Consider the following 13,907-nt stretch of genomic DNA (forward strand, 5'->3'; position numbering starts at 1 on the left):
CGCCCCCGTGCCGATCCAGCCAGCCTCCCTCGCCCGCCGCCTCGCGCTGGCGGTGCTCCTCGCCGCCGCGGCGATCCCCGCCGGCGCCGAGAGCCTGTCGGGGGCGTATCTCGCGGCGATGCAGGCCGACTACCGCAACGATTACCCGGAGGCCGCCGCCTACTACGACGAGGCGCTCGCCGCCGATCCGGCCAACCTCCGCCTGCTCACCAACGCCACGGTCGCCCGCGTCGCGATGGGCGATTTCGCCGCCGCCCGCCCGCTCGCCGACCGGCTGGAAGCGGTCGCGCCGAACAATCAGGTGGCGACCCTCGTGCGCCTTGGCGACCGGATCGCCGCCGGCGACTTTGCCGCGGCGGGCGACATCCTTACCAAGGCCGGCGACACGGTGAACCCGCTGCTCGGCGGCCTCATCGCCGGCTGGATCGAGGTGGGCCGCGAGGATTTTCCCGCCGCCCAGGCCCGCTTCGACGCCATGCGCGGCAACGACGCTCTGCTCGCCTATGGCCAGTACCACAAGGCGCTCGCGCTCGCGCTCGCCGGCGACTTCGTTTCCGCCGAGGCGCTGATGGCCGGCGGCGACAAGGGCCCGCTGCACCTCAACCGCTCCGCCGTGGTGGCACACGCCGAGATCCTCGCCCAGCTCGGCCGCGAGGCCGACGCCGTGGCGATGATCGACGCCGCCATGGCCGGGGGGCAGCCCGACGCCCCGCTCCTCGACCTGCGCAACCGCCTCGCCGCCGGCGAGGAAGTGCCCTTCGACCAGGTGGCGAGTGCGAAGGACGGCGCGGCCGAGGTCTTCCTCACGCTGGCCGATGCGCTGAACGCCGCCGATACCCAGCGCGTCGCCCTTGTTCACGCCCGCCTTGCCCAGCAAATCCGCCCCGACCTCGTCGAGGCGCATCTTCTCTCCGCCCAGATCCTCGAGGACGAGGGCCAGTTCGCGCTCGCGACCGACGCGCTCGCCGGCGTGGCGCAGACCTCGCCCTGGTACGTCACCACCGAGATCCGCCGCGCCGCCACCCAGCGTTCCGCCGGCGATCCGGCCGCCGGCATCGCCACGCTGACCGCGCTCGCCAAGTCCCACGGCGACATGATCGAGGTCGAGAGCGCGCTCGGCGACGCGCTGCGCGCCGAGGAGAAGTTCGCCGAGGCTGCCGAGGTCTATACCCGCGCGATCGCGCTCGCCGGCGATCCGAAGCCGGCGCACTGGGTGCTCTACTACTCCCGCGGCATCTCCTATGAGCGGGCGGGCGACTGGCCGAAGGCCGAGGCCGATTTCCGCGAGGCGCTGACGCTCGAGCCGGGCCAGCCGCTGGTGCTGAACTACCTCGGCTATTCCATGGTCGAGAAGCACGAGAGCCTCGACGAGGCCCTCGGCATGATCGAGCAGGCCGCAGAGGCCAAGCCCGACGACGGCTATATCACCGACTCGCTCGGCTGGGTGCTCTACCGCCTCGGCCGCTACCAGGATGCCGTCAAGCCGATGCTGCACGCCGTCGAGCTGACCCCCGACGATGCGGTCATCAACGACCATCTCGGCGACGTGCTCTGGAAGGTCGGCCGCAAGCGCGAGGCCGAGTTCCAGTGGCGCCGCGCGCTCTCCTTCGGGCCGGCGGACGACCTCGACATGGACCGCATCAGGAAGAAGCTCGCCGAGGGCCTCGACAAGGTGCAGGCGGAAGATCCGGGCAAGGACGGGTGAGTGCCTCCTAGGACGTCCGGGAAAAGCGTCGGCACGCCCCAGGCCAGTCCGGGACTGCGGCAGTCGGGCGTCAGGCGGCCTCTCTTCGACGGAGGCGCGGGCCGGAGGCCCGTGCGAGTTCCGCCCCGACAAGGAAACGCTGCGGCGGAGCGTTTCCCGGGGGCGGCTTTCGATCAATCGAAGGCCGCGAGGGGTGCGGATTTCCGCGGCAGCGTGCCATCCGGCCGGGATCGCCGCGGCGAGCGCGGAAGCGCGCTCGCCCCCCGCCGGGGCGAGCGCGGACGGATTTGCCACGCGTCAAATCCGTCTTTCCCGGCCGTCCTGCCCTTCCACCGGCCGGGGCTTTTCCCAACCCGTGTCCCGCGCACCACCGACGTCCTCCCGTCAGCCGCCTGCGCACGATGACCACCACCGAACTCGCCCGCGCCAAGGTCAACCTCGCGCTTCACGTCACCGGCCGCCGGTCCGATGGCTACCACCTGCTCGACAGCCTCGCCGTCTTTCCCGCGCTCGGCGACCACCTCGAGGCAGAGCCGGCGCGCGGCCTCTCGCTCAGCATCGACGGCCCCTTCGCCCGCGATCTCGACGCCGGCCCCGCGAACCTCGTTCTCCGCGCCGCACAGGCATTCGGGGCAGGGCGGGGGGCCGCGCTGCGCCTCACCAAGTCGCTCCCCGTCGCCAGCGGCATCGGCGGCGGCTCCGCCGACGCCGCCGCCACCTTGCGGCTCCTCTCTCGCCTCTGGTCGCGGCCGCTGCCCGGCCCGGACGTCATCCTCGCTCTCGGCGCCGACCTGCCCGTCTGCGTCGCCAGCCGCGCCACCCGGATGCAGGGCATCGGCGAAATCCTCACCCCGGTCCGGCTCCCGCCGGTCTGGATCGTCCTCGCCAACCCCGGCGTCCCGGTGCCGACCGGCGCAGTCTTCGCCGGCCTCGCCTCGCGCGACAATCCGCCCCTGACCGACCTCCCCGCCGTCCCGACCCCCGCGACCCTCTTCGACTGGCTCGCCCACCAGCGCAACGACCTCGAGCCGGCCGCCGTCGCCCACGCGCCCGTGATCGGCGCCACGCTCGCGGCCCTCGCCGCGCAACCCGGCAGCCGCCTCGCCCGCATGTCCGGTTCCGGCGCCACCTGCTTCGCCCTGTTCGCGGCCGAGGCCGCCGCCCTCGCCGCCGCCGCAGCCCTGCGCGCGGCGGAACCGGCCTGGTGGGTCGCCGCCGCGTCGGTCGGTTAGGCGCGCGTTAACCTCTCCCCGCAAACATCGGCGCATCGCGAACATTCGACTTGAAATGTTCTCGTTTTGGCCCCACGTTGGCGAGGTGAACAAGACGTGAACGACGCGCGCGATTGCCGCCCTCCGGCAACTGTGGAATAAGGGGCCGACGCAATGAACTCCGTTGTGGATTTTTCCGAGAGACGCGGCATGGACAAGCAGAAGGCGCTCGAATCCGCGCTGGCGCAGATCGAGCGCAGCTTCGGCAAGGGCTCGATCATGCGGCTCGGCTCGACGCCGGCCCTCGACATCGAGGCGATTTCCACGGGCTCCATCGGCCTCGACATCGCGCTCGGCATCGGCGGCCTGCCCAAGGGGCGGATCATCGAGATCTACGGGCCCGAGAGCTCCGGCAAGACCACCCTCGCGCTCCACGTCATCTCCGAGGAGCAGAAGAAGGGCGGCGTCTGCGCCTTCGTCGATGCCGAGCACGCGCTCGATCCGGTCTATGCCAAGAAGGTCGGCGTCAACATCGACGAACTCCTGATCTCGCAGCCCGACACCGGCGAGCAGGCGCTCGAGATCACCGAGACGCTGGTGCGCTCGGGTGCCGTCTCCGTTGTCGTCGTCGACTCGGTCGCGGCGCTCACGCCGAAGTCCGAGCTCGAGGGCGAGATGGGCGACGCGCAGGTCGGCGCCCAGGCCCGCCTGATGTCGCAGGCGATGCGAAAGCTCACCTCCGCCATCAGCCGCTCGAACTGCATGGTTATCTTCATCAACCAGATCCGCATGAAGATCGGCGTGATGTTCGGAAGCCCCGAGACCACCTCCGGTGGCAACGCGCTGAAGTTCTACGCCAGCGTCCGCCTCGACATCCGCCGCATCGGCGCAATCAAGGACCGCGACGAGGTGGTCGGCAACTCCACCCGCGTCAAGGTGGTGAAGAACAAGGTCGCGCCGCCGTTCAAGCAGGTCGAGTTCGACATCATGTATGGCGAGGGCATCTCCAAGCGCGGCGAGCTGATCGACATCGGTGTCAAGGCCGGCGTCGTCGAGAAATCCGGCGCCTGGTACTCCTTCGCCGACCAGCGCATCGGCCAGGGCCGCGAGAACGCCAAGACCTTCCTCAAGGACAACCCCGACATCGCCTGGTCGATCGAGGACAAGATCCGCGCCGCCCATGGCCTCGACTTCGCCATGTCCGGCGAGGACACCGCGGACGTTCTCGACGACTGACGGCCGCCGGCTGGCGACCACCGACGGACGACCACCGACGGACGGCCGGGCGTCACGGGCGTCCGGCGGCTCTCCGCCTCTCATCCACTTGCCCGGAGCGGCGCCGCTCGCTCCGTCGGTTATGCGGTGCGCAACGGGAGCTGCCCCGCCGGATCATGCATATGATCGGTGCATGGTTTGTGCATGCTCCGTGCATCCTCGGAATACGCCCGACCGTTGCCATCTTGCGCCGCAACGGATAAGGGGCGCGGTGACGGGCGACCGACCCGACCATCATCCAGGCCCACCAATGGACATCCGCAATATCGCGATCATCGCGCACGTCGACCATGGCAAGACGACCCTCGTCGACGCCCTCCTGAAGCAGTCCGGTGCGTTCCGCGAGAACCAGGCCACTGTCGAAAGGGCCATGGATTCCAATGACCTGGAGCGCGAGCGGGGCATCACCATCCTCGCCAAGGCCACGTCTGTCGAGTGGCACGGCCAGCGCATCAATATCGTCGACACCCCCGGCCACGCCGATTTCGGCGGCGAGGTGGAGCGCATCCTCAGCATGGTCGACGGCGTCGTCCTGCTCGTCGACGCCGCCGAAGGCCCGATGCCGCAGACCAAATTCGTCACCGCCAAGGCCCTGCGCCTCGGACTAAAGCCGATCGTCGTTCTGAATAAAGTCGACAAGCCCGATGCCGAACCCGACCGGGCGCTGAATGAAGTCTTCGATCTGTTCGTGACGCTCGATGCCAACGAGGATCAGCTCGACTTCCCGGTTCTCTACGCTTCTGGCCGCGCCGGCTGGGCCGACACGGAACTCCACGGCCCGCGGCAGGACTTGTCTGCGCTGTACCAGCTCGTCGTCGACTACGTGCCGCCTCCGGCGCAGCTGTCCCGCACCGACGAGCCGTTCTCGATGCTCGCCACCACCCTCGCCGCCGACCCCTATCTCGGCCGCCTGCTGACCGGCCGCATCGAGACCGGCACGGTCCGCACCGGCCAGTCCGTCCACGCCCTCTCCCGCGACGGCACCGAGATCGAGCGGTTCCGCATCTCGAAAATCCTCGCATTCCGCGGACTTGGGCGGCAGCCGATCGAGGTGGCCGAGGCCGGCGACATCGTCAGCCTGGCCGGAATGACAAAGGCGACCGTCGCGGACACCATTGCCGACCTGTCGATTGGCGAGCCGATCCCGGCCCAGCCGATCGACCCGCCGACGATCTCCGTCACCTTCGGCATCAACGACAGCCCGCTCGCCGGCCGCGACGGCGACAAGGTCCAGTCCCGCGTCATCCGCGACCGCCTGCTCCGCGAAGCGGAATCGAACGTCGCCATCCGCGTCACCGACACCCCGGGCGGCGACGCTTTCGAGGTCGCCGGCCGCGGTGAGCTGCAGATGGGCGTCCTCATCGAGAACATGCGCCGCGAGGGCTTCGAGTTGTCGATTTCGCGCCCGCGGGTGATCTTCCGCGAGGAAGGCGGCGACCGCTTGGAGCCGGTCGAGGAGGTGACGGTCGACGTCGACGAGGAATTCGCCGGTGTCGTGGTCGACAAGCTGTCGCAGCGCAAGGGAGAGCTGGCGGAGATGCGCACCGGCGCCGGTGGCAAGACCCGCATCGTCGCCCATGTGCCGAGCCGCGGCCTCATCGGCTACCATGGCGAGTTTCTGACGGATACTCGCGGAACGGGTATTCTTAATCGCGTCTTTCACAGCTGGGCGCCGCACAAGGGCGCCATTCCGGGCCGCCGGCAGGGTGTGCTCGTTTCGATCGAGGACGGCACGAGCGTGCCCTACGCGCTGTTCAATCTGGAGGACCGCGGCCGCTTCTTCATCGGCGCGGGCGAGCAGGTCTATCAGGGCATGATCCTCGGCGAACACAGCCGGGACAATGACCTCGAGGTCAACCCGTTGAAAGGCAAGAAGCTTACCAACATTCGTGCGGCCGGAAAGGACGAGGCCGTGGTGCTGACGCCGCCGGCGCGGCCGACGCTGGAGCAGGCGATCGCCTATGTCGAGGACGACGAACTGGTGGAGGTCACGCCCCGGCACATCCGTCTCCGCAAGCGCTATCTCGACCCGCACGAGCGCAAGCGCGAGTCCCGAAAGGGCGCCTGAGGGCATCCTGAGGGAGAGTTGGATCGACGCGATGCAATCTTTGCGTTTTGCGAATGGCTTTGCAATTCACGGAAAGGTTGTGTCGCGCAATTGCAAGACGCCCTTGGGTCGCGCGGCGATTGCGCGTCGAAGCGGGGAAATTCGGCGCACAATACCCCTGATTGAGTGCGATCGCGGCACGGCGTAGCGGTCGTGAGGGTTGGCACGGAACCTGCGTATAAGTTCGCAAGGGATAGTGACCCGACAGCGAAAGTGCGGAGTAGCGAGATGAAGCATCCGGTTGACGTTCACGTGGGCAAGCGGGTCCGGCATCGCCGCTGGATGGTCGGCATGACCCAGCAGCAGCTCGGCGACATCGTGGGCATCAAGTTCCAGCAGATCCAGAAGTACGAGACCGGGATGAACCGGATCAGTGCGTCGCGGCTCTGGGATATCGCCCAGGCGCTCGATGTCTCGATCAGCTTCTTCTTCGAGGGCTTCGACGACGAGTCCGCCCCGGCGGCGCAGTCCGCGGCGGACCTGCCGGAGCGCGGCGATCTGCTCGCCGACAAGGAGGCGCTCGAGCTCGTCCGCTCGTACTACGCCATTCCTGAGGCGCAGCGTCGCCGGCTGTTCGATCTGGCGCGCGTCCTCAGCGACGTCGCGTGATCTCTGCGAGCTGACCCACGGGGGTGGGGCGGGGCGGCCGGGCTGCCCCGCAGGTTATCGTATAGCGATCATGCCGGCCTGGCGGGTGCGGAGGGTTCCCGCCGGGTCGGCACCTCCGCCAGAAAGCGGTCGATGCGCTGCCAGACCCGGGCGAGCGTTTCGGGGCCTTCCATGAAGATCTCGTGCCGCGCGCCCGGCAGGTCGAGGAGCTCGCCCGACGCCATCTGCGCCACCCGCGTGCGGATCGCCGTGCTCGAGACCACGCTCTCGGCATCGCCGAGCATCACCAGCATGGGCAGGCGCGGCAGCGGCGCGATGTAGAGCCGGGTCATTTCCTCGATCGCCGCATAGGTCCACTGCATGCTGGGCCCGCCGAGCGACAGCTCCGGATGCGCCTCGATCTGCCGCGCGCACCAGCCGAACGTCGCGGCGTCGCTGGTCAGCGCGTTGTCCTGGAAGCCTGCGTGGGCCGTCGGTCCGGGCCGGGTGCCGGGCATCAGCCGGGCGCCGAAGCCCGTCAGGTTGGCGAGCTGCGTCATCTTGCTGGTCAGCTCCCGCGTCGCGGCCCGCATCTGCAACCGCCACATCGGCGCGGACAGGATCGCACCGCAGAATTCCGCCCGTTCGAGCAGCGTCCTGAGCCCGATGCAGCCGCCCATGGAATGCGCCACGAGATAGCGCGGGCCGGGCAGGTCGAGCGCCGTTGCGAAGTCGAGCAGCGCCGTGACGTCCTGCTGATAGTCGCGGAAATCCTGCACGTGGCCGAGCATCGGGTTGCGCGGGTGCCGGTCGGACAGCCCCTGTCCGCGCCAGTCGAGCACGACGACCGCCAGCCCGCGCTCGACCAGCGCCTGCACCACCCGGCCATACTTTTCGGCGAACTCCGTTCGGCCCGGAAAGACGACCGCGGTGCCCCGCGCCGCCTCGTGGCGCCAGGCCACGGCGCGCAGGCGGGTGCCGTCGGCCGCGGTCAGCCAGACCGCCTCGGCGCCCGCGGGCGCCCCGGCGACATCGGCGAAGAACGGAGCGCCGGCCTCGGCGCCGTCCGGGAGGCTCACCGCCCGGCTCAGGACAGCAGCGTCCCGAGCTTCATGGCCAGCCCCATGTTGCCCTCGACCCTGAGCCGACCGCTCATGAAGGCGGACGTCGGGTCGAGATCGCCGGCGAGGATGTCCTGAAAGGTCTCGGCGCTCGCGGTCAGCGTGCAATCGGCGTCGCCGTCGCCCGCGTCGGCCGCGGCGCCGTCCGCGCTGATCAGGAGCGCGCCCTCGTCCTCGATGACGAACCGGACCGCTCCGTCGATACCGGCGCCGTCCAGCCGACGGTTCAGGGCCGTCACCGCGGCGTCGACGATCTCGCTCATGAAAACTCTCCGTGTGGCGGGCGCGCGGCCCTCGATTTCTGCGGGCGGACTGCTAGTCTAGGGTGCATGGCAGCATTGCAAAAGCTTCAACTGATCGTTGCGCTCGCCGGACTTGCAATCGCGGTGCCGGCGGTGGCCGAGGACATCGGTTCGAGCGGGGACGGGGGCGCCGTCGCGTCACCGCCCCGGGCGGAGGCCCCGCCGGACGCCCCGGCCGAGACGCTCGACACGCTGCTGGCCGAGCTGGCGGAGCCCGGGCGGAAGGACTGGGAGCGGGTCGAATCGGAGATCGGCCGGCTCTGGTCGCGATCCGGTTCGCCCGCCATGGACCTGCTGCTCGCGCGCGGCAACAAGGCGATGGCGGCCGAGGACTATCCGACCGCCATCGGGCATTTCACCGCGCTGGTCGATCACGCCCCCGCCTTCGCCGAGGGGTGGAACGCGCGTGCGACCGCCTATTTCCTCAACGGCGACTTCGCGCTGGCCATGGCCGACGTCGAGCATGTGCTGGTGCTGAACCCCGAGCATTTCGGCGCGCTCACCGGCCTTGCCTCGATGCTCGAGGCGATGGACGAGCCGCGGCAGGCGCTGGCGGCGCTCCGCCTCGCGGAAAAGCTCAACCCCAACCGGCCGAGCATCAAGGACGGCATCGCCCGCCTGGAGAAGCAGACCGGCGAGGTGGAGCTCTAGGCTCCGCTCCCGACGCGGCCCAAGGAATCCCGACCGCATGGCATCAGAGCTGACGGCCCCCGGCGACCGCCGCGTCACCGCGGTTCTCGGGCCGACCAACACCGGCAAGACCCACCACGCCGTCGAGCGCATGCTGGCGCACCGCACCGGCGTGATCGGCTTGCCGCTGCGCCTGCTCGCCCGCGAGGTCTACGACCGCATCGTCGCCCTGCGCGGCCCCTCGGTCGTCGCCCTTGTCACCGGCGAGGAACGCATCGTGCCGGCCCGCGCCGCCTACTGGGTCTGTACCGTCGAGGCGATGCCGGTCGACATCGGCGCGGATTTCCTCGCGGTCGACGAGATCCAGCTCTGCGGCGACCCCGATCGCGGCCACATCTTCACCGACCGCCTGCTCCACGCCCGCGGCCTCTCCGAGACGCTGTTCCTTGGCGCCGAGACCATGCGCGCCCGCATCGCCAGCCTCGTGCCCGCGCACCAGATGCTGAAACGCGAGCGTTTCTCGCAGCTGACCTACACCGGCGCGCGCAAGATCAGCCGGATGCCGCCGCGTAGCGCCATCGTCGGCTTCTCGGTCGAGGACGTCTATGCCATCGCCGAGCTGATCCGACGGCAGAAGGGCGGGGCCGCCGTGGTCATGGGCGCGCTGTCGCCCCGCACCCGCAACGCCCAGGTCGACCTCTACCAGAACGGCGATGTCGACTATCTCGTCGCCACCGACGCGATCGGGATGGGCCTGAACCTCGACATCAGCCATGTCGCCTTCTCCGGGCTGGTGAAGTTCGATGGTCGCCGCCACCGTCACCTCGCGCCGAACGAACTGGCGCAGATCGCCGGCCGGGCGGGGCGCTACACCACAGACGGCACCTTCGGCGTCACCGGCGAGGCGTCACCGCTGGAGCTCGAGGTGGTCGAGGCGATCGAATCCCACCGCTTCGCGCCGCTCGCCCGCCTGCAGTGGCGCAGCGCCGCCCTCGACTTCGCCAGCCCCCGCCACCTGATCGCCAGCCTCGAGGTCGGCCCCGACCGCCCGGATCTCGCCCGCGCCCGCGAGGCGGACGACCTGGCCACCCTGAAGGAGCTGGCCGCGCGGCCCGACCTCGGCATCGCCATGGGCAACGCCGCCGAGGTGAAGCGGCTCTGGGACGTCTGTCAGGTGCCGGACTTCCGCAAGGTGACGCTGCAGGAGCACGCCGCGCTCTGTCTGCGGATCTGGGGCTTCCTGCGGGCGGGCGGCATCCCGACCGACTGGCTCGCGCGGCAGATCGCCCGCATCGACCGGACGGACGGCGACATCGACACGCTGTCCAAACGATTGGCATATATCCGCACGTGGACGTATGTGGCGCAGCGTCCCGCCTGGATCGACGACGCCGCCCATTGGCGCGACGAGACCCGTGCGGTAGAAGACCGCCTGTCGGATGCACTGCACGTGCAGCTGACCCAGAGATTTGTCGACCGGCGCACCAGCGTCTTGATGCGCCGGTTGAAGCAGAAGGAGAGCCTGGTGGCGACTGTCACTGAGAACGGCGAGGTCACGATCGACGACCAGTTCATCGGTCGCCTCGAGGGATTCCGCTTTCGCCTCGACCCCTCCGCCGATGCCGATCAGGCCCGCACACTGCGCCAGGCCGGCCTCGCCGCGCTGGCGCCGGCCCTGTCGCTCCGGGCGGACAAGTTCTACAACGCTCCCGACACCGAGATCGACGTGACCGAGCAGGGCGGCCTCATGTGGGGCGAGCATGCGGTCGGCAAGCTCGTTGCCGGCGCCGATGCGCTGTCGCCGCAGGTGCAGCCTTTCGTCGACGAGGATGCGGATCCGGCCGTCGGCGAGAAGGTCCGGCGCCGGCTCGGCCACTGGATCGACCGCAAGATCGCCGCGCTGTTCCAGCCGCTGATCGCGCTGCGCGACGACGAGGCGCTGAGCGGGATGGCCCGCGGCATCGCCTTCCGACTCGTCGAGGCGCTCGGCATCCTGCCGCGCGGCGAGATCGCCGACGACGTGAAGGGCCTCGACCAGGACAGCCGCGCCGGCCTGCGCCGGCATGGCGTGCGCTTCGGCCAGTACACCGTGTTCCTGCCGCTGCTGCTGAAGCCCGCGCCGACGCGCCTGCGTCTCGTGCTGTGGGCGCTGGCGCAGAATCTCGACGTGTTCCCCGAATCGCCGCCGCCGGGCCTCGTCACCGTGGCCGCGCTCAAGGATGCGCCGGCGGGCTATTATCCTCGCGCCGGCTATCGCCTTGCCGGCGACCGGGCGATCCGCATCGACATGCTGGAGCGGCTGGCCGACATGACCCGCAACCTCGACGCCCGCGCGGGCTTCGAGGCGACGCCGGAGATGCTGTCGATCACCGGCCTGTCGCTCGACCAGTTCGCGAAGCTGATGCGCGGCCTCGGGTATCACGCCGAGGAGGGGACGCGGCCGAAGCGCCGCCCGGAGCGGCCCGCGGTCGCCAGTGCGTCGCCGGAAACGCCGCAGCCCGACGCGCCGCAGCCAGACGTGCCGCCTGCGCCCGTCGAGGTGCCCGACCCGGACCTCCCGGTGGAGGAGCCTTCTCAGCCGGTTGGCCCCGACGTTCCCGTTGACGAGCCGGCCGAGGTGCCGCCGGCGCCGGCCGAGCCCGATGTCCCGATCGAGGAGCCGCAGGAGATCCCGCCGGTCGACCTGCCGCCCGAGGACCCGGAACCGGGCGTGGTTGCCGGGGCGGAAATCGCTGACGCCGCCTCCGCCGCAGCTGATGTCATCGCGGCCGATGTCGTTGCGGAGCCGGCGGGCGAGGGCGAGGCGGAGACCTTCTTCCTCTTCACCCGGGGCCAGCGTCGCCGGCCGGAAAGCCGGTCCCGCAGCGAGCGGGGCGGCGACCGATCGGGCGGCGAGCGTGCCGGTGGCGACCAGTCTGGCGAACGCGCGGGCGGCGAGCGGTCTGGCGGCGAGCGCCGTCGCGGCAACGAGGAAGGCCGTGCCAAGTCCGGAAGGTCCAGATCCGACGAGCGCAAGGGTGACGAGCGCAAGTCCGACGAACGGAAGGGTGAGCGCAAGGGTGGCAATCGCGGGCCGGACGATCGCAAGGGCAAGCGCGAGGAAAAACCCATGCACGCCCGCCCGCCGCGGCAGGAAAAGCCGATCGACCCGGACAACCCCTTCGCCGCGCTCATGGCGCTGAAGCTTCGTCCCTGACGCGGCCGGATGGCTGATCCGGCGCGCGAGGGGGCGATTCGCCTCGACAAGTGGCTCTGGCACGCCCGCTTCTGCAAGTCGCGCGCCATTGCCCAGCGGCTGATCGAGTCCGGCGCCGTGCGGGTGAATGCCGTGCGGGTCGCCAAGCCGGCGACGAGCGTACGCCCGGGCGACGGGATCACCCTGGCTCTCGCCGGGCGGGTGCGTGTCGTCCGCATCCTCGCCCTCGGCGTGCGGCGGGGCCCCGCGCCGGAGGCGCAGGCACTCTATTCCGACGTTGATGCGCTGCAACAGGCGGCGCCCCTTGAACCCGGGCGCGAGCCTGATACATAGCCATCGCGCAGGGTGTGACAGGCTTTGCCGAGGGGAAAAGGATCAATCGAGGCCTGGGCCGATGACCTATGTGGTGACGGACAACTGCATCGCCTGCAAGTACACCGACTGCGTCGAGGTGTGCCCCGTGGATTGCTTCTACGAGGGCGAGAACATGCTGGTGATCCACCCGGACGAATGCATCGACTGCGGCGTCTGCGAGCCGGAGTGCCCGGCGGATGCCATCCGGCCTGACACCGAGCCCAACATGGAAGAGTGGGTCGAGTTCAACCGTAAGTACGCGGACGCCTGGCCCGTCCTCGCCACCCGGCGCGACCCGCTGCCGGAGGCCGAGGAGCGGGACGGCGAGACCGGCAAGCGCGAGAAGTACTTTTCCGAGGCTCCGGGCGAGGGCGGCTGACCGCCGCTTTCGTCGAAATCGCCGCCATTTCCGGCCCGCGACTCGCTCTTCCGGCTCAGCTGCGGGGTTGAAACGTTTGCGTCACGTGACCACGTTACGCGGGCGACGCCGGTTTGGCTTCACACCAACAGGATTCTCTGCTACAAGGAGCTTCCTATAAAAGTGGTCCGGGAAACAAGGCCGAACAAACTGGCCTGAACTGTGCTGCCCCCGATGAGCGGGTTTGAAGCTGGATGGTCCGTGCCATCCGGTTGGCTTGCTGCGGTGCGGCGGCGGGTTGAACCCGGCCGCAGTCAGAAGGAATAGACGCGCGACATGACCAAGACGAAGAAGGCGACGGAGTTCCGTCCGAACGATTTTGTTGTCTATCCAGCGCATGGTGTCGGTCGGATCATCTCCATAGACGAACAGGAGATCGCCGGTCTGCGTCTCGAGATGTTCGTGATTTCCTTCGAGAAGGACAAGATGACCCTGCGGGTGCCGATCGCCAAGGCGAGCGCCGTGGGGATGCGTCCGCTCAGCTCCGCCGACATCGTCGAACGCGCCCTCGGCACGCTCAAGGGTCGTGCCCGGATCAAGCGCGCCATGTGGTCGCGCCGTGCGCAGGAGTACGAGCAGAAGATCAACTCGGGCGATCTGATCTCGATCGCCGAGGTGGTGCGTGACCTGCATCGCAACGACGACCAGCGCGAGCAGAGCTATTCCGAGCGTCAGCTTTACGAGGCTGCGCTGGAGCGTCTGACGCGCGAGGTTGCCGCGGTGAATGGCATCGAGGAAGGCAAGGCCCAGAAGCACGTCGACGAGGTGCTCGGCGGTCGCGTCGCCGCCTGAGCCGCTCGCCCACGCCCGATTCGGCCCGTCGCTCGCCCGAGCGGCGGGCCTTTTCCTGTCCGGAGCGTCGCGGCACTCCGCGCAACGGAAAGCCGCTCTTTGCCAATCCGCGTGATGTCAGCACCTTGTGGCTCATTCCACGCGCGAAAGCCGCAAACGTCGCGCACCGCGCGCTGCACTGGCCCGCCAGCTTGAAGCGCCAGCCGTT

General features: G+C 69.5%; 12 protein-coding genes. 10 read left to right on the forward strand and 2 right to left on the reverse strand.

Annotated features, from left to right (window positions below; all coding sequences use genetic code 11):
* Positions 1-7: 7 nt before the first annotated feature.
* The 5 genes from QM699_RS03590 to QM699_RS03610 all read left to right on the forward strand — a co-directional run bounded on the left by QM699_RS03590 (position 8) and on the right by QM699_RS03610 (position 6,907).
* The gene (locus tag QM699_RS03590) at positions 8-1,705 is read left to right on the forward strand and encodes a tetratricopeptide repeat protein (RefSeq protein WP_415009841.1); all 1,698 of its coding nucleotides are present in this window, start codon (positions 8-10) and stop codon (positions 1,703-1,705) included.
* A gap of 401 nt (positions 1,706-2,106) precedes the next feature.
* Positions 2,107-2,937 (forward strand): 4-(cytidine 5'-diphospho)-2-C-methyl-D-erythritol kinase, encoded by an 831-nt coding sequence (locus QM699_RS03595; RefSeq protein WP_415009842.1) that lies wholly within the window; start codon positions 2,107-2,109, stop codon positions 2,935-2,937.
* A gap of 189 nt (positions 2,938-3,126) precedes the next feature.
* Positions 3,127-4,152, forward strand: a complete 1,026-nt coding sequence (recA, locus tag QM699_RS03600; RefSeq protein WP_415009843.1) for a recombinase RecA — start codon at positions 3,127-3,129, stop codon at positions 4,150-4,152.
* A 289-nt stretch (positions 4,153-4,441) separates the two neighbouring features.
* Complete coding sequence (gene typA / locus QM699_RS03605; protein WP_415009844.1) at positions 4,442-6,259, forward strand: translational GTPase TypA; 1,818 nt, start codon at positions 4,442-4,444, stop codon at positions 6,257-6,259.
* Positions 6,260-6,526: 267 nt separating this feature from the next.
* Positions 6,527-6,907, forward strand: coding sequence for a helix-turn-helix domain-containing protein (locus QM699_RS03610; RefSeq protein ID WP_415009845.1), 381 nt, complete (start codon positions 6,527-6,529; stop codon positions 6,905-6,907).
* A gap of 68 nt (positions 6,908-6,975) precedes the next feature.
* Here QM699_RS03610 and QM699_RS03615 read toward each other — a convergent pair whose 3' ends face one another.
* Together QM699_RS03615 and QM699_RS03620 are read right to left on the reverse strand one after the other, a co-directional pair.
* Positions 6,976-7,965 (reverse strand): alpha/beta fold hydrolase, encoded by a 990-nt coding sequence (locus tag QM699_RS03615; RefSeq protein ID WP_415009846.1) that lies wholly within the window; start codon positions 7,963-7,965, stop codon positions 6,976-6,978.
* Positions 7,966-7,973: 8 nt separating this feature from the next.
* Positions 7,974-8,270 carry an SCP2 sterol-binding domain-containing protein gene (locus QM699_RS03620; RefSeq protein WP_415009847.1) on the reverse strand — a complete coding sequence of 99 codons (297 nt, stop codon included), beginning with the start codon at positions 8,268-8,270 and terminating at the stop codon, positions 7,974-7,976.
* Between the two features lie 75 nt (positions 8,271-8,345).
* On the opposite strand from QM699_RS03620, the gene QM699_RS03625 reads away from it, so the two are divergent.
* The 5 genes from QM699_RS03625 to QM699_RS03645 all read left to right on the forward strand — a co-directional run bounded on the left by QM699_RS03625 (position 8,346) and on the right by QM699_RS03645 (position 13,699).
* Positions 8,346-8,960: a hypothetical protein gene (locus QM699_RS03625; RefSeq protein WP_415009848.1), complete on the forward strand. Its 615-nt coding sequence runs from the start codon at positions 8,346-8,348 to the stop codon at positions 8,958-8,960.
* Positions 8,961-8,997: 37 nt separating this feature from the next.
* Complete coding sequence (locus QM699_RS03630) at positions 8,998-12,135, forward strand: helicase-related protein (RefSeq protein ID WP_415009849.1); 3,138 nt, start codon at positions 8,998-9,000, stop codon at positions 12,133-12,135.
* A gap of 9 nt (positions 12,136-12,144) precedes the next feature.
* Entirely contained in the window at positions 12,145-12,468 is a 324-nt protein-coding gene (locus QM699_RS03635) for an RNA-binding S4 domain-containing protein (RefSeq protein ID WP_415009850.1), read from the forward strand.
* Between the two features lie 61 nt (positions 12,469-12,529).
* Positions 12,530-12,868 carry a ferredoxin FdxA gene (gene fdxA / locus QM699_RS03640; RefSeq protein ID WP_415009851.1) on the forward strand — a complete coding sequence of 113 codons (339 nt, stop codon included), beginning with the start codon at positions 12,530-12,532 and terminating at the stop codon, positions 12,866-12,868.
* Positions 12,869-13,183: 315 nt separating this feature from the next.
* On the forward strand, positions 13,184-13,699 hold the full coding sequence (locus tag QM699_RS03645) for a CarD family transcriptional regulator (protein ID WP_415009852.1): 516 nt from the start codon (positions 13,184-13,186) through the stop codon (positions 13,697-13,699).
* Positions 13,700-13,907 lie beyond the last annotated feature (208 nt).

The sequence above is a fragment of the Amaricoccus sp. genome, from assembly GCF_047602525.1.
Lineage (GTDB): Bacteria > Pseudomonadota > Alphaproteobacteria > Rhodobacterales > Rhodobacteraceae > Amaricoccus.